Origin of the sequence: Microcoleus sp. CAWBG640, assembly GCF_020883015.1 — a bacterium.
Classification (GTDB): domain Bacteria; phylum Cyanobacteriota; class Cyanobacteriia; order Cyanobacteriales; family Microcoleaceae; genus Microcoleus; species Microcoleus anatoxicus.
Map to the genome: position 1 here is coordinate 20,609 of NZ_JAHRFC010000009.1, position 19,252 is coordinate 39,860.

The window sequence follows — 19,252 nt, forward strand, 5'->3', positions numbered from 1 at the left end:
CTGTGGGAAACTTTGTTTCCACGCGGCGAGGGTGCTGACATCTCGCTATTGGGCAGTACCTAAACGGTGGCCACTTTGTGTGTTGCGCGATTGTCCGATTTTATCCTATCCAATCTACTTGAGATTGAGCATTCTGGTGTGAATGTCAACAAATTTCAACTTGGGTCGATCGACCCGCTGGTCAATTCGGGAAACAACCCAGAGGAATTACCTAATAAATTACCTAATAGTTAAAACAAGGAGGCAGAAAGATGAAACGTAAATCTTGGCAATTATTTACTATTTTTGGGCTAGTGGGGCTGCTGTTGTCTGCGGTGGTGAGTTGCGGCAAACCTGCTGTTAATTCCCCGACACAGAATTCGGCGGTCATCGAATTCTGGACTATGCAACTGCAACCTCAGTTTACTGAATATTTCAATCAGACGATCGCCAATTTTGAGAAGGAAAATCCGCAGGTGAAGGTGCGCTGGGTAGACGTGCCTTGGTCGGCGATGGAAAGCAAGATTTTGGGGGCTGTTTCGGCGAAAACTGCGCCGGATGTGGTCAACCTAAATCCTGATTTTGCTTCGCTGTTGGCTGGGCGCAATGCTTGGTTGGATTTGGACTCGCGGATTTCGGAAAAAGTGCGATCGACTTATTTGCCGAATATCTGGAAAGCTGGTGTCCTCAATGGTAAAACTTTTGGCATTCCTTGGTATCTCACAACTGGGGTGACAATTTACAATACCGATTTGTTTAAAAAGGCTGGAATTACTAAACCTCCTGCTACCTATGCAGAATTAGCTCAAGTCGCGAAACAGGTGAAGGAGAAGACTGGGAAATTTGCTTTTTTTGTAACTTTTGTACCGGAAGATTCGGGGGAAGTTTTACAGTCTTTGGTGCAGATGGGTGTTACTTTGGTTGATGCTCAAGGTAAGGCGGCTTTTAATAATGCTCAGGGCAAAGCTGCTTTTCAGTATTGGGTTGATTTGTATAAGGGCGGATTTTTGCCAAAGGATGTTTTGGTTCAGGGCCATCGTCGGGCGATCGAGCTTTATCAATCTGGGGATACTGCTTTGTTGGCTTCTGGACCTCAATTTTTGAAGGCAATCGCCGAGAATGCTCCTAGTATAGGTGCTGTTTCGGCTGTGGCTCCTCAAATTACTGGTCCAAATGGCAAGAAGACTGTGGCGGTGATGAATTTGGTGGTGCCTCGCGACAGTAAGCGTCCTGACGATGCGGTCAAGTTTGCTCTGTTTGTGACCAATTCTCAGAATCAGTTAGCTTTTGCTAAGGCTGCTAATGTTTTGCCTTCTACGGTTGAGGCTTTGGGGGATGGTTATTTTAAGAGTGTAGCTGCTGATGCAACGGCGGGCGATCGGGCTCGGATTATTAGTGCTTCTGGGTTGACTTCGGCTGAGTTGTTGATTCCGCCTCTGAAGGATGTTAAGAAGTTGCAAAAGGCGATTTATGACAATTTGCAGGCGGCGATGTTGGGGGAGAAGTCGGTAGAGCAGGCTGTGGCTGATGCGGCAACTGCTTGGGATCAAAGGTAGTTTTGAGTTGAAGCTGGGGCGGGATTTTTTTTGGCGATCGCCCCTTGCTTTCAATTTTGAATTGTCCAGTCTTCCAGCACTAAACCAGGTAATTGCGAAAAATCTCGGTAGTTGCGCGTAACGAGGATAGCATTATTAGCAAGTACAATAGCAGCAATCCGCAAATCTTGCGTGCCGATGCGTATTCTTTGACGGCGGAATTGTGTGTAAATAGTCGAAGCATTCTCGTCAAATTTCAGGATGTTGAGAACTTTGAAATCTTCTAATGTATCCCATAGCTTCGTGTAAGCTAATATCAATTTGTCAGTTTGCGATGGCTCGGAAGCTTGTCTAATAACATTGAACCTACCGCGAATTAATTCCTCTGCTGTTACGATAGTCACAGCAATATTTTTAGCATTAGCCTCGACGCGCTGCATAACTATTGGATGATTCTGTTGCCAAAGGGAGAAACAATCCGTATCAAGTATGTATCGGCTCATTTTGCCTCAGCTTCAGCGTCTACTTGACGATAATAGGCTTCTGTTTCTGCATCGAGCTCGCGGCGATATTCTTCTATGTGTGCCAATACTTCATCGTATTGCGGATCGTTTTCATACTTACCAGCCAACCTCACCCAAGGATTATCCGATCGACTAGAAGTGAGTTTGACAGAGAGGATTTCAGCTTCGGCTAGCTGGGAATTTACTAAATCGTGAAGGTTTTGCAATGCTTGCGATCGCGTTTCACCAAAAGCTTTACATTCTGGCCATCCCAGCAATGCAGCACTGACTGTTCTGTCTGATTCATTTTTAATAATTATGCGATAAGTTGAACTATCGAATTCGCCTCCAAGATTAGTGCTATCTACTACGCGAATATCGTAAGTAGCGTTACCTGTTAAGAGTGTTTTTGTCTTGACTGTATCCTTGGTGTTTTCCTCGCGTGGCTTTTCTCTTTCTACGATGATAGGCGGTGTATCGAGTACCGCCTCAATAAATTTCATCATGTTTACTTTTTCTATTGCTGTCTCGCTTTGCAAGTCAATATCTGACTTGACTGTAAGAGCGATTTTTTTCTGACGCTGCTTGATTATGTTTCGCCTGAACAGCTCGTCAAATAGTAAAGTTTGCTCTTGGGCTGGCAAAGCTTCTATATATTCAATTAGTCTTTGCACCGATATAAGGCTGCTCATAAACTTCTGTACTCTAAAATTTTGTCAACTCACTTGTATGGTAACAAATGAACACCGATGAATTTAGGATGTTTTAGGTTGGGATGGGCGATCGCCAATCGCCTAATTTATTTTGGTTTTTCCTATTGCAATTTAGCGGGATTTGACATACTATATCATCATGGGAATCTGTGGCAGCATATAAGCTAGCTGTGCCTTAAGTTTGAATATAATTTCCACCGCAGATGATGGTGGATGCAGGTAGATAGAAGAGAGATATTTTTAGAGTGGGGTTGTTTGTAGTTGGAGAAAGTGACCGACTAGGTAAAGGGAACCGCAAAGGACTGTTAAGTTTTTGTCTGTTACAGCAGTGTCTAAGGCTGTTGTTAAGTTGGGGAAGGTTTGGCAGAGTGTTAATTCTCGACAGATGTTTTGGGCGAGGGCTGCTAATTCTGTTAGTGGTGTGGAATTTTGGTCTGGTACGGGTACTAAATACAGCCGATCGCCCTTTTTGAGTAATGCTGTTAATATATCATCGCAGTCTTTGGTGGCAATAATCCCGACAACCCAGTTAATTGGTTGGTAGTTGTGAAAATTATCGACATATTCACGCAACGCAATGGCTGCGGCTGGATTGTGAGCTCCATCTATTAATATTGTCTGGTTTTTCCAAGTTGTTTGTTGGAGTCTTCCTGGCCATTCGGTTTTGGCGATACCGTTTTGGATGGCGGTTTCGGAAATTTGCCATCCTTGGTTTTGGAGAGTGTCGATAGTTGCGATCGCAATTGCCGAATTCATCAGTTGAATTTTTCCCAACAATGGCAACTCATACCTTACTTTAACACCATTTTGGCTTAACTGATATTCTGCCAATCCTTGTCCTAAATCTATCGCTGGTTTTACCCAAGTTGCGGGACAATCTAATTCTTGGATGCGTTTCTCTAGGACTATTCTAGCAAATTCTGGCAATTCTCCGATAATTGCAGGACATTTTGATTTGAGAATTCCCGCTTTTTCCCCAGCAATATCGGCGACAGTCGGGCCGAGTATTTGCCAATGTTCGAGGCTAATTGATGTGATGACACTGGCGAGGGGATTTTCGCAAACATTAGTCGCGTCAAGTCTTCCTCCCAATCCGGTTTCGATGACGGCGATGTCTGCTTTTTGTTCGGCGAAATACAGCCAAGCTGCTGCTGTGATGATTTCAAATTGGGTGGGGGTTTCGGTGTTGTTTTGGGTGGTGGCGATTACTCGTTTGAGGTATGCTTGTAGTTCGATCGAGGAAATTGGTTTTTGGTTGATGCAAATTCTTTCTGTCCAATCAATTAAGTGCGGGGATGTGTAGCGCCCGACTCGATAGCCTGCTTCTGTGAGTACGGATGATAGATAAGCGCAGACAGAACCTTTACCATTTGTACCGGCGACGTGGATGATTGGTACTTTTTGCTGGGGATTATCTAGTTTTTCGAGAAGCTGGTTGATTCTTTCGAGACCGAGATGGACGCCGAAATGTTGGTATGATTGGAGGAGGGAACTTGCATTCATTGATTATTTCCCAGTCCACGTAGGTGGACTTAGTTTGTGTAGTAGCGATTTCAATCGCCGAGTTTTGTGAATATTATTTCTCTGTTTGCGGGTTGTGGTGGGTTGGATTTGGGTTTTCGTCTGGCTGGGTTTAATATTGTTTGGGCTAATGAATATGATAAGTCTATTTGGGATACCTATCAATTTAACCATACTAACACTCTGTTAGATCGCAGAGATATCCGCGAAATCAATTCTGATGAAGTTCCTGATTGTGTCGGGATAATCGGTGGGCCTCCTTGTCAAAGTTGGAGTGAAGCGGGTGCGAAACGCGGGATTGATGACAGTCGCGGTCAGCTTTTTTGGGATTATATCAGAATTGTGCGGGACAAGCAGCCTTTGTTTTTCTTGGCTGAGAATGTCAGCGGTATCTTAGCTCCTAGAAACAAGGATGCTTTCACTTATATATTATCGCAATTCGAGCAAATTGGCTATCGGGTTTCGTTCAAGTTGTTGAATGCTAAAAATTTTGGGGTTCCCCAGGACAGGAAAAGGGTGATTGTGGTTGGTTATCGGGAAAGTCTGGGTTTTGGCTTTGAGTTTCCTGAACCTGGGAATGAGGTTTTGACTTTGAAAGATGCGATTTTTGACTTAAAGGCGATCGCGCCAATTTCAGTTAAGGGTAAAGTAGATCATTATCATAATTCTGTCCCGAATCACGAATGTGCAGATTTGGGATTTTCCAGCATTTATATGTCGCGGAATCGAGTGAGAAGTTGGTCGGAACCTTCTTTTACAATTCAGGCTAGTGGCCGACACGCACCTATCCATCCTCAAGCTAATAAAATGATTTTGGTTAGCCAGGACAAACGCATTTTTGACCCGAATTCGCCTCAGCCTTACCGCAGATTTTCAATCAGGGAATGTGCAAGAATTCAGACTTTCCCGGATGAGTTTATCTTCAAGTATAAGTATATCATTGACGGATACAAAATGGTTGGTAATGCTGTTCCTGTGAAGTTGGCGAGTCGGTTGGCAAATAAGATTTTTGAAGACATGAAAATTTGCCACAAATGAGCAAACTAAATTTGTCTGATACAGTCCTGGACGCACGCTGTGTTGAGAAACCGGGTTTTTCACCTAATCTGCTGGTTGTTACGAAGTATTTTTGTAAAAAACCCGGTTTCTAGGCCTCGATATACCCAATCTAAAATCTAAAATCTAAAATCTAAAATCCATAAAGTCGATCGAGTTTTAAGAAGGTTTGCAACAGCGCATTTGCTCCCTGAGTACACTGTTCTGGGGAAGTATATTCATCTTCTGCATGGCTGATGCCGCCGCGAGAAGCCACGAAAATCATCCCCATATCGGCAAACCGTCCGATTTCTTGAGCATCGTGTCCAGCCCTGCTGATTAAATGCGTCGAAGTCAAGCTTAATTCTCGGCACACTTCGGCGATCGCATTTTGAATTTTTGGCGCTGCTAATGTCGGCAATACGTGCAGCATTTCGGTCATTTCAACTTCGGTTTTGGTAGCAGCAGCAATAGCTTCAAACTCCTGTTTCATTTTCACTAACAATTCTGCCAAATGGGTTTGAGATATATCGCGCAAGTCGATTTTAAAATCCACTTTTCCCGGTACAATATTTGTAGCATTCGGCGACACGTTTAAGTAACCTACGGTTGCTACTTGTTCCCCCGGTGTTTCTACTCCCAACTTGTTGACTGCGAGTACCATTTGTGCAGCAGCTACTAGCGCATCTTTGCGATCGCACATCGGTGTCGAACCGGCATGATTCGGGCGGCCCGTTACCGTCACTGCATAGCGGTATTGTCCGACAATCCCTTGAACTATGCCTATTTCATCCCCCGTATTTTCCAAAACGCCTCCTTGTTCGACATGGAGTTCTACAAATGCTGCTATTTCTTGGGGATGGCGTTTTGCTTCGGCAATTTTTGACCAATCTCCGCCAATTTGTGCTAAGCAAGTTTGGATGGAAGTTCCGTCGCTGCGCTGGTAATATTCTGGATTGCTGACTGTATTTCCGGCCATTGCTTTGCAGCCGATAACTGTGTTTTCTTCGTCAGTAAATACGATCGTCTCGATCGGATGTTCCAAGCATAGGTTATTTTCGTGCAGTACCCGCACCACTTCAATTCCTGCCAAAACTCCCAAAACTCCGTCGTAGTGGCCGCCCACAGGCACGGTATCGATGTGAGAACCTGTGGCTAGGGCGGCACCATCCCGCTTTCCGGGATACCGGCCGATAATATTTCCCGCCGCATCAATGCGAACTGTCATCCCTGCTTCTACCATCCAAGATTCCACGAGTTGGCGGGCGAGCAAATCTGCTTTGGTAAATGCTACCCGACTGACACCTCCTCCCGGCAGTTTGCCGATTTGGGCGAGTTGGGCGATGCTGCGGTTGAGGCGCGCTCCGTTGACTGCAAGTGTTAATGTAATTGTCATTTAAATTTCTGCTATTGATTGATTTAACTAATCGTTGTATACTGTATTTAATAGCATTTAAATGGGCTACATAATGTAGCCTTGTCTACCAAAATCGATGGCTTTGGTAATTTAACTACTGTCGGCAAAATACAGCAGGCAGAATAAAGGCGATCGCAGCGATTTAACAGTACAAAAGAGCACAATTTTTTATCGGTGTGGATATGAATCAAACAGTAATTGCAGCCAAACGAGTGTTCATTTGCGGTTCAGCCCTTCGGGGTCAGCCAGACAACAGCAACCTCGGAGATGCCAAGTTTATTAGAGAAGCAAAAACTCGTCCGATTTACCGTTTGCATTCGGCAGAAAATGGCTGGCATCCTGCAATTTATGAAGTGGCCGCCGGAGGTGTATCAATTCCGGGGGAAGTGTACGAATTAACCTCGGATCAATTTGAACAGCTTGCAGGGGGAGAACCGCCACATATGTATCCGTCGGATGTAGTTTTGGATGATGGGGAAGTGTTGACGGCTTTCTTTTACCCGCAGGAATTGGTGGAGAAATACCAATGGGAGGATATTTCCGATCGAGGTGGGTGGGCCGCTTATAAAGCTAGTAAAGGGCCAAATTAGACCGCAGTTGCGCCATGGAATTAGCTGGTTCCTAGGCTCTGCGTCGCTGTCGAAAGTGCAGGCAGAGCAAGAGCGATATGCGTTTAGCTGGTTCCTAGGCTCTGCCTAGGAACCCATGTCCAGAGGCTCTGCCTCGCTGTCGAAAGTGGAGGCAGTTTCAAGAATCGATCGCCCTGTGATGTTGATACCAGTGTCGGGCGATATCGATACGGCGGCATACCCACACCTTTTCGTGCTGCTGCACGTAATCCAAAAAACGCCCTAGGGCCGCCGCCCGCCCCGGCCTTCCCGCCAAACGGCAGTGCAGCCCCACACTCATCATTTTCGGTGCCCTCTCGCCCTCGGCGTAGAGCACATCGAAAGTATCCCGCAGGTAAGCAAAAAACTGATCCCCGGAATTAAACCCCTGATTGGTGGCAAACCTCATGTCGTTGTTGTCGAGGGTGTAGGGAATTACTAAGTGGGGTTTGCCGCCCTCATACACCCAGTAAGGCAAATCATCCGCATAGCTATCGGCATCGTAGAGAAACCCGCCTTCCTCCACTACTAGCTTGCGAGTGTGAGGGCTCGTGCGCCCGGTATACCAGCCGAGGGGACGGCTACCCGTAACTTGGGTATGAAGGTCGATCGCCTTTTGCAAGTGCTCCCGTTCCGCCTCTTGCCCAAAATACTTATAATCTATCCAGCGGTAGCCGTGGCTGGCAATTTCCCAATCGGCTTCTAGCATTGCTGCTACTGCTTCGGGATGCCTTTCTAATGCCATTGCTACGCCATAAACTGTGAGTGGCATTCCCCTGGAAGTAAACATCCGGTGCAGCCGCCAAAAACCCGCCCTACTGCCGTATTCGTAACAGGATTCCATGTTCATGTGCCGCAGCCCGGATAAGGGGAGGGCCCCGACAATTTCGGATAAAAATGTTTCTGAAGATGAATCTCCGTGGAGGATGCAGGTTTCGCCGCCTTCTTCGTAATTAATCACGAATTGTAGGGCTATGCGGGCTTCTTGGGGCCATTTAGGGTCTGGGGGATTTTGACCGTAACCGATTAAGTCTCTTGGATAATTTTGTGGCATATAAGTTATTTGTTATTTGTTATTTGTTGTTTGTTGTTTGTTCTATCTCCTGAATTTCTTTGATTACCCGCGCTTTGCTGGCAATTAAATGTTCTTTAATTGCTTGGGCTGCTGCGACGGGATTGTGTTCGATGACGGCTTCAAAAATGTGGCGGTGTTCGGTGCGGATTTCCAATACTCCCGGATTGTATTCCATTGTACGGAGTCGCACTAAGATCATTTTGTCAAATACCTGATCTAATAAAGTTACTAACCAAAAATTGCCGGAACATTGGGCTAGCAATCGGTGAAATTGATAGTCTGCGTAAAGCAATTGGTAGTTTGTCAGTTCGCCCGATCGCACTTGTGTGTTATTTTCTGCTTGAGAGACGATGGATTCGAGTTGTTTCAATTGAGCCTCTGTCGCATTTTGACTAGCCCCGGCTGCTGACAATTGTTCCAAAGCGATGCGACAATCGTAAAGATCCGCAGCATCGGCGATCGACAAGCTAGCAACTCGCAATCCATGATGGGGATCTGCGGTGACTAAATTCTCTCGTTGCAGTTGGCACAAAGCTTCTCTCACTGGAGTTCTGCTGACGTTTAACATTTCGGCCAGTTGTGTTTCGATCAATCGTTCTCCACCTGCTAATTCTCCCGACAGGATAGCAGTTCGGAGAGCTTGGTATGTTTGCTCGTGGAGGGATTGAGTGCGGCGAATCGCGCGAAATGACAGGCCCAAAATTACTTATCCTTAAGTTCAAACTACAGTAAATTCTGTATTGTTAAAAATTGTTAATTCAGCATCAAAACTCATATTTTTATGTTATGTAACAGGATGTTTTGGCTGACTCATTATCAATCATACAGCACATTGAAGCTTCTGTAGCAGGTAGGCATAGATTGCAGGTGACACGTCTGTAGGGACTTGAGCTTGGCCCGCAGGTGCCAACAACCACGCGCTTGGACGAAGTACGGCAGCATTCCGGCAGGGGTTTAAACCCCTGCCTCAAAGCGAAAGTCGGTTGAAACCGACTAAAGAGGTTGATGGAAACTGCGATTCATTTTAGTCCTCTTTGAGAGGACTTTCGCTATGAGACAGGGGTTTTTAACCCCTGTCGGACTGTCGGGAAAGCACTAGCTTAAAAGCTAAACTGAGTGCGCAGATTTCCGATAAATACGGTGGGGTTGCCATCAAAATTGTTGGCATTAAAGATAGCATAAAATGCCGGGACGATCGCAATATTATTCGTAATCGGGTAGTAGTACGAACCCTCTACTTCGTACTGAGTACCTCCATTACCCCCGCCAGAAAGCAAAAATCTGCGGCCGGATATGTAATCCTGGGGAACCACAAATGAAATTACTCCCAACGCGCCCTTTTTTCCCAAATCGGGAAATCCCATGCCGACTTGAAAAGATTGTACCTTAATATCTCCGCCAGAGCGATCGCGATTTACTGGATTTACCTCAAGTTGTCCGTAGGAATACCGCCCGAATAAACCAAAATTACGGCTCAGCAACCAATCAAAATTAACTACAAAAGTATCAGCGCCGGAGTCTCTAACTTTCCCCCCGAAACCGTCATCTGCATAGCCGTAAGGGAGTGGTTCGCCCACTGCTCCGCCGATGAATCCATTATAAGGTTTGAGGCTCGATCGCGCGTAAATTAGTCTCAGATTGAAAGAGTTGCTGGGGGCGTATTCCAACTGCGCTGTCATCGTGTTGGAACTGTTGAACAAACCATTGCTGGGATTGCTAGCGGTATTAAATACCGCAGGATTCAAAAATTCGGTATTTTCCGCCATATAAGCAGCGGTGAATTTCAGCGGTTTGGCAATTTGCCAAGTTATGGCAGCGCCCGATCCGCGATCGACTGCATTTAACAGTGTACTGCCGTTGGAGTTAAAACTCGTCGCTCCTTTCATGAAAAATGTAAAGCGATTGCCGTCAAAATAGCGATAATAGTTTAACCGCGGTCCGATCGCAACTTGCACCTTATCTCCCACTGGAAACGTGTAAGACATCTCGCGAATTCCCACAGTATTTGCCGTCGGTACGCCAGTTTGATCTAAAAACGGCGTTCCCCAAGAGTTGTAAAAACCCGCTGATACCAGTTCATTTGCAGGGGAGTTTCCGTTCCCAAATACTAACTGAGTTACCAGGGAATCTTTGCCTGTAAATGAAGTATTTAGGGTCAAAAAAGCGTAGTAGCTAAAAGTAGTTTCCGGGCGATCGCGTTCGACGCGAGTCGGTCGATTATTGGCATCGCGAGTTGGAGGAGCAAAGGCACTACCGGGCGCGGTGCGGCTGCGTTCAGCAGTGATATCGCCTGTGGGAAATGCTGATGTCAGGTTGAACCAAACCGTACCATTGAGTTTAGTTGTGGTCGAGAATTGATTGGATTCTAGCTCGGATGTGCGAGCTTCTAATACATCGATTCTACCGCGTAGGATTGCTAGTTCGGCTGCAAATTGTTCTTGCAGTTTTTGGACTTTTTCTACATCTTCTTTTTTGACTAAATTAGAACCTCCGGCTCTGATTAATTCCGTAACTTTATCTAGACACGCATTTAAGCCGGCGGCAAATTCGTAGCGCGTCATGGCTCGATTTCCGCGATAAGTACCGTCGGGATATCCTGCGATACATCCGTAGCGTTCAACTAAGGATTGCAGTGCTTGAAATGCCCAGTCTGTGGGTTTGACATCGCTGAGTTGGGAAACGGAGGTGACTTGCTCGATTTGGGAAGCATCGTTTGTTTCCAGGGTATCTACCTGTTGGATATCGGCGATATTTACTGGATTTTCCGGTGTTTGGATTGACTCGGCCAATACGCTGGATTCGTTGGATGCTTCGGCTGCTGTTTCTGTAGATTTTACTTCGCTTGATTCAGAAACTGCTGCGACTTCTTTCGGGTTTAGTTCTAGTTGATTTTCTGATGCAATGGCGGCTGGTTTTTCATTTGTTACCGCAGGATTTGTCTGTGTGTCAATTGGTGATGCCGCCAATTCTGCTATAGGTAACTCTGCTATCTCGGCTGTTGCTTCCTCGGTTTCCAAAACGGAATTTTCCGCAGCAAAGCTTGCGGGAGAAATCAGCAAATTAATACAAAAAAAGGCTGGCGTTGCTGTCAGCAGGATTTGGAAAAACAAAGATTTAGACATGATCCTCACACCGTAATTATTTAGTCCGCTTGGAGTGGACTTTGTTTGACTCTTAGATTTTGATCCCCCCTAGCCCCCCTTAAGAAGGGGGGGACAAGATTCCGATCAAAGTCCCCCTTCTTAAGGGGGATTTAGGGGGATCTAGGCTCGGCTATAAACGAGAGATACAAGGGTTTTCATGCTCAAGTAGACACCAATGGGCAGGGTGCGGTGTCCCTACATTTCATAAACCTGGAATACGCTTTTAAGTCAGCGGTTTGCGATCGCCCGCCGCAGGTAAAGCCCGCTCTTCTTTGGGAGGTAAATAGCTCTCGTCAACTATCTGATTAACTGGCGGAGCTGTAATTTTCAACACTTCTGCTACTTGTTTCGCTGTCGCTTCCAGACGAGTTGGATCGACTCCGCCCAAGCCTACTTTTTCCACTTCGGGAGTTATGTACAGCCTTTCTAAAGCAATTTGCAGGCGGCGCTTTTCGGCATTTTTGTCCATCAAGCTGTCTCCGGCTTTTACCACAGATGCCAATCCGGCTGTCGGATCTTTTAACGTATCTTGGAGTCCTTTAAAATACGCTCTCAAAAAGCCTTTTACTACTTCGGGATTTTTCTCTAAAAATGCTTTTTTGACAACGATCGCATTTCCGTACAAATCTAAACCGTTATCGGTATAGTAAAAGACATTCATATCTTCTGGCTTTTTGCCTGCTTTTTCTAACGCGGGGATGATGGTGGTTGCAAAACCGCTGACTGCATCCACATCGCCTTTAATTAATAATGTTTCGCGCAGCTTTGGTTCCATGGTAATCCACTCTACGCCATCGGCGGGTACCCCCACTTTTTGGGCAAATACCGGCCACAATTTGCGCGGTGCATCTCCTGCGGGAGCTCCTAGCTTTTTGCTGGCTAATGCTTTGGGATCGGCTATGTTGCTCGATTTGAGGGTGACTATGGAAAAGGCCGATCGATTGTAAGGTACTGCAACTGCTACTACTGGATCGTTGGGATTCTTGGCGTTGAACTCCATCATGGAGTAAATATCGCCAAATCCGATCTCGAATTGACCTGCTGCAACTTTGGTAATTGTATCAGATGAACCGTACCCCCGTTCGATTTTAACATCCAATCCTTCGGCTGGAAAATAGCCTTTGTCGATCGCCATTGTCAGCGGTGCGTTGTCGCCTTGTAACAGCCAAGATGGATTGACTTTAATGCTGCGTTTCTGTGACGTATCGGCGGCTGTTGTGGCAGTTGCTCCCCCCGATGCAGGGGTAGTTGCGGCATTCGGTTGCTGAGATTGGCAGCTACTTAGAATTAGTAGCGCTGCGATCGGCACTAGGGATAGCGATCGTCCTAACCACGTATTTTTCATGAAAAAAAGCTTGCTATTTGGACCACAAACTGAGGGGAAAACCTCTGTAGCTCACCAAACGCGATCGCTTATGTTTGCGGATTTCGCGTCAAAGTAAAGCTGCTAATCGGCTTCTTGTATACTGTATTCTTTTGTTTTTAGGCATACTGTATACAAAAACACAGTTTTTCGGTTTTTGTCAAACAATAATCAAATAGACAAGGGGAGAGTTGGGGCGGTATTTGCTGATACTGCGATCGCTGGCTAGATTATCCAAAAGTTTGTATTTTGCGATACAGACACGGGAAGAATTATCTAGAATAACTAGAAGTTACCGGCTTTCAAAAAATAAGTGTATACAGCATACGGTTAAGAAAATACTGTTGAGTTTATCCAAAAAAAAGGAGGTAAAGTAACTGTGGTACAGCCTAAAATGGTAACAGATGCGATCGAAACGCAAGAACCGACTCTTTTGGAATTCGATCGCGTGGGTTTAGAGTATCGAGTTGACGGCCAACCCAGACGAATTATCGACGAGATTTCGCTGTCGATCGCCCAAGGAGAATTTGTGTCCTTTGTCGGGCCCAGTGGCTGCGGTAAAACATCAATCTTGAGGATGGTTTCTGGGCTGTCTCCAGCGCCGATAGGCGAAGTTAGGATGCGGGAAAAGAAAATTACCAAACCGCTAAAAAATGTCGGAATTGCCTTTCAGAATCCAGTGCTGTTACCTTGGCGAAATACCCTCGACAACGTACTTTTGCCACTGGAAGTAGTGCAGCCTTACAAGCGAGAATCAAAAGATCCAAAGCGCAGGGAAATGTTTGTGCGCCAAGCCCAAGAATTGTTAGCTACCGTCGGATTGCAAGACTTTCAAAAACAGTTTCCCTGGCAATTGTCGGGAGGAATGCGGCAGAGGGCTTCCCTGTGTCGGGGATTAATTCACCAACCAGAAATCCTGCTGTTAGACGAACCTTTTGGGGCGTTAGATGCTTTCACTCGCGAGGAAATGTGGGTGATGTTGCAAGAGTTGTGGATGCGGGTGAAGTGCGTTTGCATCCTGATCACTCATGATTTGCGCGAGGCAGTTTTCTTGTCAGATACAGTTTATGTGATGGGCCCGCGTCCGAGTTCCATCGTCTACAAAGTAAAAGTCAATCTCCCGCGTCCTACCAATCTAGATATGATGATGTCGGATAATTTCAATCACATTGTAGCAGAACTGCGCCGCCACATTCACCGCAATTAAAAAACACGAAAAAGCAATGGATAATTTAGAGAAATTTGCACGCTCAAAAACAGCAAGTGTTGTGATGCCAATTGCTGCGACAATCTTGCTGTTCCTGGTGTGGGAAATTCTGGTATTTTTGTTGAAAATTCCTCCCTATAACTTGCCCGCACCTTCTGCGATTCTGGCAGCCACTTTCAACCAAAGTCAGGCACTGATCGAAAACAGCGGCCAAACTTTGTTTACAACTTTAGCGGGTTTCATCATCGCCATTGTCGCTGGCATAGTGCTGGGGTTTCTCATCGGGTATTCGCGCATTGCCTATGTAGTTCTTTACCCCCTATTAGTGGGGTTCAATACGGTACCGAAAGTCGCGTTAGTTCCGCTGTTTGCGCTGTGGTTTGGCATCGGTACGGTACCGGCAATTTTGACTGCTTTTTTGCTGGCATTTTTCCCGATCGCCGTTAACGTAGCTTTAGGATTAGATACAGTGGAACCTGAGATGAAAGATGTCATGCGATCGCTTGGTGCATCCCAGATTGAAATTTTCCAAAAAGTGGGTTTCCCCCACACCTTACCCTACGTCTTTGCATCCCTAAAAGTAGCAATTTCCCTTGCCTTTGTCGGCGCTGTAATTTCGGAAACAGTAGCATCCAACAAAGGCTTAGGCTACCTAATTGTCACGGCGAGTTCTAACTTTGACGTGCCTTTAGGTTTTGCAGGATTGATGGTGTTGGCAGTGATGGGAACCGCACTTTACGGCTTGTTTGCGGCGGCGGAGAAATACCTAATTTACTGGGCGCGCTGATGGGATGGATTCAACCAAACCCAGTGCCGAAAATTGCCGTGCATATGGCCTAAAGGTTCTTCGTGCCCAGGCTGTTTGATGTCTGCTACAGGTACTGGCGCGGGGGATTTTTTTGTGAATTTGCGATTGAAGAATGTCATAACTTTGCCTCCAAGATGGTTTGTCTGGGAAGCACATGGAAACCTGTCACCATACCAGCTTTATTTGGTATGTCCGAATCTTTTTCTGTGCCTTATGATACTATTTTACAACTATTTTGGTGTAAAGTATCGCCCGATCGGGTGATATTTCCTGGATCTAAATTGTCGTTGGGTCCCAGAAACCGGGTTTTTCGGGAATCTGCGGGCTGTAACGCAGTATTTTCGTAAAAACCCGGTTTCTTGAGTCGGATTAATTTCGGATTGCTGACTCCAGCCGAAAGCGGGCTATTTGGCAAATTTCAGCTACAGCCTGCTGCATTTCAGTTTCTGGGGAATTGTCGAGGCGCTGTTTAAAGGCTTCTAGAATGCTGGTTTTAGTGTGGTTTTTTACCGCCACAATGAAGGGAAAACCAAACTTTTGGCGGTACGATCGGTTGAGGGATTGAAAGCGATCGAACTCGTCAACCGATAGCCTATCCAAACCCGCACCGGCTTGTTCGCTAACTGACGCTTCGGCCATTTTTGCTTTGCTTCCTAAGTCTGGATGTGCTTGAATTAAAGCTAGTTTTTCGCCGACAGTCATGGCGCTGACTACTGTTACCATTTTGGCGTATAAGTCGGCTGTGGATGCAAAAGGGCGATCGTCCCAAGTGCGACGGGCGATGTCGGGTGTGTGTTCAAAAATCGCGCCCAAAGCTTGGGTAAATTCTTCCGGGCTGAGTTGGTTGAGTTCAACTAAAGAGTATGGCATTTTGTATTGGGGTGATTAATTTTAATTAGCTTTGTTTTAATATTTAGTTTGATTGAACCGCGAAGGCGCGAAGGACACGAAGGAAGAAGAGGGAAGAAGAAGGAAGTAGTAAATAATCTTCTACTGTTGATTGACTATGATTCCTGTAGGGGCGGGTTTCACCAACAATAGTCGCCAAAAACCGACTATCTCAAAAACCCGCCCCGGCCTATGTATTATGGACGATGGATCAGATTGCTACTGTTAACTGTTAACTGTCAACTGTCAATTGTCAACTGTCAACTGACTTTAGTTTGTTCTGTTTCGCCGTGGGCTTTTAGGAGTGCTGCAATTTTGCGGCGCATGATAATTCCCGGCTTATCTGTCAGCATATGTTGTTCTTGGTTGATGTCGAGGGGTACGTCCCAATCGGTTGTTTCTAATATGCGTTTGTCTTCTAATGTAACGGCGCGATCGAAGGCAATAATGTCGCTGGTTTTGGCATCTGTTTCGGTGTCGTTGCGGAGGCAAAATTGCACCATTTGAGAAGTGGAATCGTTAATCGGAGTCATGGTATTGACAATGATGTGAACGAGTCCATTTGGGTAAACAATCCTGAGTTTGACGGTAAATGGCATAAACCAAATTCCATCGATTGTCCGCACGGTTTCCTTTTCCTCCATTTTTAAGTTTTGCTGTTGCTGGGCGGGATTGACTACACCTAAAATGCTGTGATAGTGTAGTTCCCATTCTGTTTCTTGAAATTCCATTACATCCGGTGTAAGATGTGATTCGCTGCCGAAGGTTGTGGTATGCACAAAAGTAGGATGAGCCATGTCTAATTCATTTTCCATTACTCGCAATCCCGCGCAATTCCAGGGTTCGTAAAATTCGTGAATTTGGCGGTAGTTGGGGTCTGAAGCTTCGGGAATATCGGGAATATCTGTTAGGGGTTCTCCCAGACAAACCCAAGCGTATCCGTAGCGATCGCACGTTTGGTATGCTTTTACTTTGTAGTTGGGAGAGATGGTGTCTTTTTGCTGCTGCGGAACGCAAACGCAGGTTCCAGATGAGTTAAATGTCCAGCCGTGGTAGGCACAGGAAATGTTACCATCGACAACTTTTCCGAGGGAAAGTTTGGCTGTGCGGTGACAGCATCTGTCTTCAACTGCTGCGGGTTTACCTTGGGAATCTAACCACAAAACTATGGGTTCTCCTAATAGTTCAAAAGCTTTTGGTTCGCCGGACAATTCGGCGGTGCGAATTACTGGATACCAGAATTGTTTAAAAACACGTTGCTTTGTGACTAACATAATTTCTCCTATACTAACAACTATGAGGGCGGGCACGGGGGCACCGCCCCTACCAATCGATCGACTCTCAACTCTCAACTCTCAACTTCCCTCTTCCTTCTTCCCTCTATTCAACTACCGCGATAGGTGCTATAAGACCAAGGAGAAACTAGCAAAGGTACGTGATAGTGTGCGGTGATATCGGCGATGCCGAATTGAATCGGAATGCTATTTAAAAACGGCGGATCGGGCAAATTTTCCGTGTATTGTGCGAAGTATTCGCCAACGGAAAAGACTAATTCGTAAACTCCTGGTTTGAGTTCGCTTTCTGATAGTAACGGGGCTGCCGTGCGGCCGTCGGCATTCGTTGTTACAGTTTTCAACAGGGTTTTTGCGCCGGATTTTGGGTCAATTGAATGCAGGGCGATCGACATATTTGCTGCCGGACACCCGCGGGCTGTATCGAGAACGTGAGTAGTAAGTTTTCCTGACATTATTGAATGATTGATTAACTGCTAATTTCTACTCGTCAACTCGTTACCAGGCTCTGCCTGGTAACGCAGACCCAGAGGCTCTGCCTCCATTTTTGCTGTTTTAAAAGCGAGGCAGAGCCTCTGGATATTGGTTCCCTGGCAGAGCCTGGGAACCAGTTAAGAGCCTCTGGATATTCAACTCGTTACCAGGCTCTGCCTGGTAACGCAGATCCAGAGGCTCTGCCTCCATTTTTGCTGTTTTAAAAGCGAGGCAGAGCCTCTGGATATCGGTTCCCTGGCAGAGCCTGGGAACCAGTTAAGAGCCTCTGGATATTCAACTCGTTACCAGGCTCTGCCTGGTAACGCAGATCCAGAGGCTCTGCCTCCATTTTTGCTGTTTTAAAAGCGAGGCAGAGCCTCTGGATATCGGTTCCCTGGCAGAGCCTGGGAACCAGTTAAAGCGAGGCAGAGCCTCTGGATATGGGTTCCCTGGCAGAGCCTGGGAACCAGACTAAGGTTCTTCCTGGGAACCAGACTAAGGGCGCTAGTTTCTATTAGTGTAACGGGCCGGCTGAGATGACTTTGGCGATCGCATCTGTGACATCAGTTGGTCGTTCATAGGCTAATTGTGCGTACCATTTTTCTGTGACTATGGGATCTTTGCCATGTATTTGTTCCGCGCGCTGTCGGGCTTTTTCGACAACGGCATTGGCTCGCTGTTTGCGCTCGGTTTCGTAACGTTTGAGCGCGTATTCTACCCCCAAATTTGTACTCAAAAGGTAGTTACTGAGTACCAGCCCATCTTCCATGGCTTGACAGCCTCCTTGGCCGAGATCCGGGCAGGTGGCGTGGGCGGAATCTCCCAGCAAAGCTACTTTACCGCGAACGAAATGGTCGATCGGCCCTACGTCGTGAATTTCCGGCCGCGCCACTGCTGCGGGATCTAACCTATCTATCAGCAACTGTACGGGTTCTGCCCAACCTTTAAAGTGTTCTTTGAGTTCCGTTTTGTAATTATCGGGATTAGCGGGAATCCCTTTGGGTAAGGGAACATCTAAGAAAAAGTAAAATCTATCACCCGCAACTGGCATCATTGATGCCCGTTTGTGCTCGCCGACATATATCGCCCAAGTGTTTTTCGGCGCGAGTTCTGCATCGGCTGGGACTAGCCCATTCCAGTTGATATAACCTCCGTATTTCGGCTCTACTTCGTAGCCCAATACATAGGTACGCAAAATCGATCGCACGCCGTCAGCAGCCACTAATAAATCGCCATGAGCTTTGTCTCCATTTTCAAAAATTGCTGTTACTTTGTTTTCATCTTCTTCTACGGCGATACATTTGCGATCGAGCTTGACTTCTCCCTTAAATGCTGCTAGCAACATATTTTGCAAATCCCGGCGTGCAACGGGATAGGGGCGCTGACCAACTTGTTCAATTAACGGCATTAAATCAATGTCATTCAGGAGTTCGCCGGTTTTGGTGCGGTATTCCATGCGCTCCATTTGACCGCCGATTTTTGCCATTTTTTCACCTAAGCCGAGGCGGTTGAGAACTTTGACTCCGTTCGACCACAGGGAGATGCCGGCACCTGCGGGGCGCAGTTCTTTGACGCGATCGTAAATTTCAACTTCATAGCCCGCTTGTTCGAGGGCAATTCCAGCAGTTAAGCCGCCAATTCCCGCACCGATGATGATAACTTTCAAGTCGTGCATTCTCTGTTTTTCCTGC

General features: G+C 46.3%; 18 protein-coding genes. 5 read left to right on the forward strand and 13 right to left on the reverse strand.

Annotation, left to right across the window (positions count from 1 at the left end; genetic code table 11):
• Positions 1-251 precede the first annotated feature (251 nt).
• A complete protein-coding gene (locus tag AAFP11_RS06875) occupies positions 252-1,535 on the forward strand; it encodes a sugar ABC transporter substrate-binding protein (RefSeq protein WP_341736352.1) in 1,284 nt (427 codons plus the stop codon).
• A gap of 50 nt (positions 1,536-1,585) precedes the next feature.
• On the opposite strand, the gene AAFP11_RS06880 is transcribed toward AAFP11_RS06875, so the two are convergent.
• The 3 genes from AAFP11_RS06880 to AAFP11_RS06890 form a co-directional block, all read right to left on the reverse strand.
• A complete protein-coding gene (locus AAFP11_RS06880) occupies positions 1,586-2,017 on the reverse strand; it encodes a type II toxin-antitoxin system VapC family toxin (protein ID WP_341736353.1) in 432 nt (143 codons plus the stop codon).
• The gene (locus tag AAFP11_RS06885) at positions 2,014-2,709 is read right to left on the reverse strand and encodes a hypothetical protein (RefSeq protein WP_341736354.1); all 696 of its coding nucleotides are present in this window, start codon (positions 2,707-2,709) and stop codon (positions 2,014-2,016) included. Before AAFP11_RS06885 ends, AAFP11_RS06880 begins: the two co-directional genes overlap by 4 nt.
• Positions 2,710-2,970: 261 nt before the next feature.
• Entirely contained in the window at positions 2,971-4,233 is a 1,263-nt protein-coding gene (locus tag AAFP11_RS06890) for a folylpolyglutamate synthase/dihydrofolate synthase family protein (protein ID WP_341736355.1), read from the reverse strand.
• A 66-nt stretch (positions 4,234-4,299) separates the two neighbouring features.
• On the opposite strand from AAFP11_RS06890, the gene AAFP11_RS06895 reads away from it, so the two are divergent.
• Positions 4,300-5,289, forward strand: coding sequence for a DNA cytosine methyltransferase (locus AAFP11_RS06895; RefSeq protein ID WP_341736356.1), 990 nt, complete (start codon positions 4,300-4,302; stop codon positions 5,287-5,289).
• A gap of 151 nt (positions 5,290-5,440) precedes the next feature.
• On the opposite strand, the gene AAFP11_RS06900 is transcribed toward AAFP11_RS06895, so the two are convergent.
• Entirely contained in the window at positions 5,441-6,682 is a 1,242-nt protein-coding gene (locus tag AAFP11_RS06900) for a Zn-dependent hydrolase (protein WP_341736357.1), read from the reverse strand.
• Positions 6,683-6,885: 203 nt separating this feature from the next.
• On the opposite strand from AAFP11_RS06900, the gene AAFP11_RS06905 reads away from it, so the two are divergent.
• Complete coding sequence (locus AAFP11_RS06905; protein WP_341736358.1) at positions 6,886-7,293, forward strand: gamma-glutamylcyclotransferase; 408 nt, start codon at positions 6,886-6,888, stop codon at positions 7,291-7,293.
• 157 nt (positions 7,294-7,450) lie between these two features.
• On the opposite strand, the gene puuE is transcribed toward AAFP11_RS06905, so the two are convergent.
• From puuE to AAFP11_RS06925, 4 genes are all read right to left on the reverse strand, one after another.
• Positions 7,451-8,365 (reverse strand): allantoinase PuuE, encoded by a 915-nt coding sequence (gene puuE, locus AAFP11_RS06910; RefSeq protein WP_341736359.1) that lies wholly within the window; start codon positions 8,363-8,365, stop codon positions 7,451-7,453.
• A gap of 19 nt (positions 8,366-8,384) precedes the next feature.
• Positions 8,385-9,086: a GntR family transcriptional regulator gene (locus tag AAFP11_RS06915; protein WP_341736360.1), complete on the reverse strand. Its 702-nt coding sequence runs from the start codon at positions 9,084-9,086 to the stop codon at positions 8,385-8,387.
• Positions 9,087-9,486: 400 nt separating this feature from the next.
• Positions 9,487-11,508 carry an iron uptake porin gene (locus tag AAFP11_RS06920; RefSeq protein ID WP_341736361.1) on the reverse strand — a complete coding sequence of 674 codons (2,022 nt, stop codon included), beginning with the start codon at positions 11,506-11,508 and terminating at the stop codon, positions 9,487-9,489.
• Positions 11,509-11,752: 244 nt separating this feature from the next.
• Positions 11,753-12,874 carry an ABC transporter substrate-binding protein gene (locus AAFP11_RS06925; RefSeq protein WP_341736362.1) on the reverse strand — a complete coding sequence of 374 codons (1,122 nt, stop codon included), beginning with the start codon at positions 12,872-12,874 and terminating at the stop codon, positions 11,753-11,755.
• A gap of 397 nt (positions 12,875-13,271) precedes the next feature.
• On the opposite strand from AAFP11_RS06925, the gene AAFP11_RS06930 reads away from it, so the two are divergent.
• Together AAFP11_RS06930 and AAFP11_RS06935 are read left to right on the forward strand one after the other, a co-directional pair.
• The gene (locus AAFP11_RS06930; protein WP_341736363.1) at positions 13,272-14,099 is read left to right on the forward strand and encodes an ABC transporter ATP-binding protein; all 828 of its coding nucleotides are present in this window, start codon (positions 13,272-13,274) and stop codon (positions 14,097-14,099) included.
• Positions 14,100-14,115: 16 nt separating this feature from the next.
• On the forward strand, positions 14,116-14,886 hold the full coding sequence (locus tag AAFP11_RS06935; RefSeq protein ID WP_341734104.1) for an ABC transporter permease: 771 nt from the start codon (positions 14,116-14,118) through the stop codon (positions 14,884-14,886).
• Here AAFP11_RS06935 and AAFP11_RS06940 read toward each other — a convergent pair.
• The 5 genes from AAFP11_RS06940 to hpxO all read right to left on the reverse strand — a co-directional run bounded on the left by AAFP11_RS06940 (position 14,871) and on the right by hpxO (position 19,236).
• A complete protein-coding gene (locus AAFP11_RS06940; RefSeq protein WP_341736364.1) occupies positions 14,871-15,026 on the reverse strand; it encodes a hypothetical protein in 156 nt (51 codons plus the stop codon). The two genes, AAFP11_RS06935 and AAFP11_RS06940, sit on opposite strands and share 16 nt — an antisense overlap.
• Before the next feature lie 250 nt (positions 15,027-15,276).
• The gene (gene uraD, locus AAFP11_RS06945) at positions 15,277-15,777 is read right to left on the reverse strand and encodes a 2-oxo-4-hydroxy-4-carboxy-5-ureidoimidazoline decarboxylase (protein WP_341736365.1); all 501 of its coding nucleotides are present in this window, start codon (positions 15,775-15,777) and stop codon (positions 15,277-15,279) included.
• Between the two features lie 278 nt (positions 15,778-16,055).
• Positions 16,056-17,069, reverse strand: a complete 1,014-nt coding sequence (locus AAFP11_RS06950) for an aromatic ring-hydroxylating dioxygenase subunit alpha (protein ID WP_341736366.1) — start codon at positions 17,067-17,069, stop codon at positions 16,056-16,058.
• Between the two features lie 110 nt (positions 17,070-17,179).
• The gene (gene uraH, locus AAFP11_RS06955; RefSeq protein WP_341736367.1) at positions 17,180-17,542 is read right to left on the reverse strand and encodes a hydroxyisourate hydrolase; all 363 of its coding nucleotides are present in this window, start codon (positions 17,540-17,542) and stop codon (positions 17,180-17,182) included.
• A gap of 533 nt (positions 17,543-18,075) precedes the next feature.
• Positions 18,076-19,236: an FAD-dependent urate hydroxylase HpxO gene (gene hpxO, locus AAFP11_RS06960; RefSeq protein ID WP_341736368.1), complete on the reverse strand. Its 1,161-nt coding sequence runs from the start codon at positions 19,234-19,236 to the stop codon at positions 18,076-18,078.
• Positions 19,237-19,252 lie beyond the last annotated feature (16 nt).

What these genes read in the sequence shown, in the direction of transcription:
- AAFP11_RS06900 (WP_341736357.1), bottom strand. Translation starts at nt 6,682, where the DNA reads ATGACAATTACATTAACACTTGCAGTCAACGGAGCGCGCCTCAACCGC.
- AAFP11_RS06940 (WP_341736364.1), bottom strand. Translation starts at nt 15,026, where the DNA reads ATGACATTCTTCAATCGCAAATTCACAAAAAAATCCCCCGCGCCAGTA.
- AAFP11_RS06950 (WP_341736366.1), bottom strand. Translation starts at nt 17,069, where the DNA reads ATGTTAGTCACAAAGCAACGTGTTTTTAAACAATTCTGGTATCCAGTA.
- hpxO (WP_341736368.1), bottom strand. Translation starts at nt 19,236, where the DNA reads ATGCACGACTTGAAAGTTATCATCATCGGTGCGGGAATTGGCGGCTTA.
- AAFP11_RS06925 (WP_341736362.1), bottom strand. Translation starts at nt 12,874, where the DNA reads ATGAAAAATACGTGGTTAGGACGATCGCTATCCCTAGTGCCGATCGCA.
- AAFP11_RS06935 (WP_341734104.1), top strand. Translation starts at nt 14,116, where the DNA reads ATGGATAATTTAGAGAAATTTGCACGCTCAAAAACAGCAAGTGTTGTG.
- uraH (WP_341736367.1), bottom strand. Translation starts at nt 17,542, where the DNA reads ATGTCAGGAAAACTTACTACTCACGTTCTCGATACAGCCCGCGGGTGT.
- AAFP11_RS06875 (WP_341736352.1), top strand. Translation starts at nt 252, where the DNA reads ATGAAACGTAAATCTTGGCAATTATTTACTATTTTTGGGCTAGTGGGG.
- AAFP11_RS06920 (WP_341736361.1), bottom strand. Translation starts at nt 11,508, where the DNA reads ATGTCTAAATCTTTGTTTTTCCAAATCCTGCTGACAGCAACGCCAGCC.
- AAFP11_RS06880 (WP_341736353.1), bottom strand. Translation starts at nt 2,017, where the DNA reads ATGAGCCGATACATACTTGATACGGATTGTTTCTCCCTTTGGCAACAG.
- AAFP11_RS06905 (WP_341736358.1), top strand. Translation starts at nt 6,886, where the DNA reads ATGAATCAAACAGTAATTGCAGCCAAACGAGTGTTCATTTGCGGTTCA.
- puuE (WP_341736359.1), bottom strand. Translation starts at nt 8,365, where the DNA reads ATGCCACAAAATTATCCAAGAGACTTAATCGGTTACGGTCAAAATCCC.
- AAFP11_RS06890 (WP_341736355.1), bottom strand. Translation starts at nt 4,233, where the DNA reads ATGAATGCAAGTTCCCTCCTCCAATCATACCAACATTTCGGCGTCCAT.
- uraD (WP_341736365.1), bottom strand. Translation starts at nt 15,777, where the DNA reads ATGCCATACTCTTTAGTTGAACTCAACCAACTCAGCCCGGAAGAATTT.
- AAFP11_RS06885 (WP_341736354.1), bottom strand. Translation starts at nt 2,709, where the DNA reads ATGAGCAGCCTTATATCGGTGCAAAGACTAATTGAATATATAGAAGCT.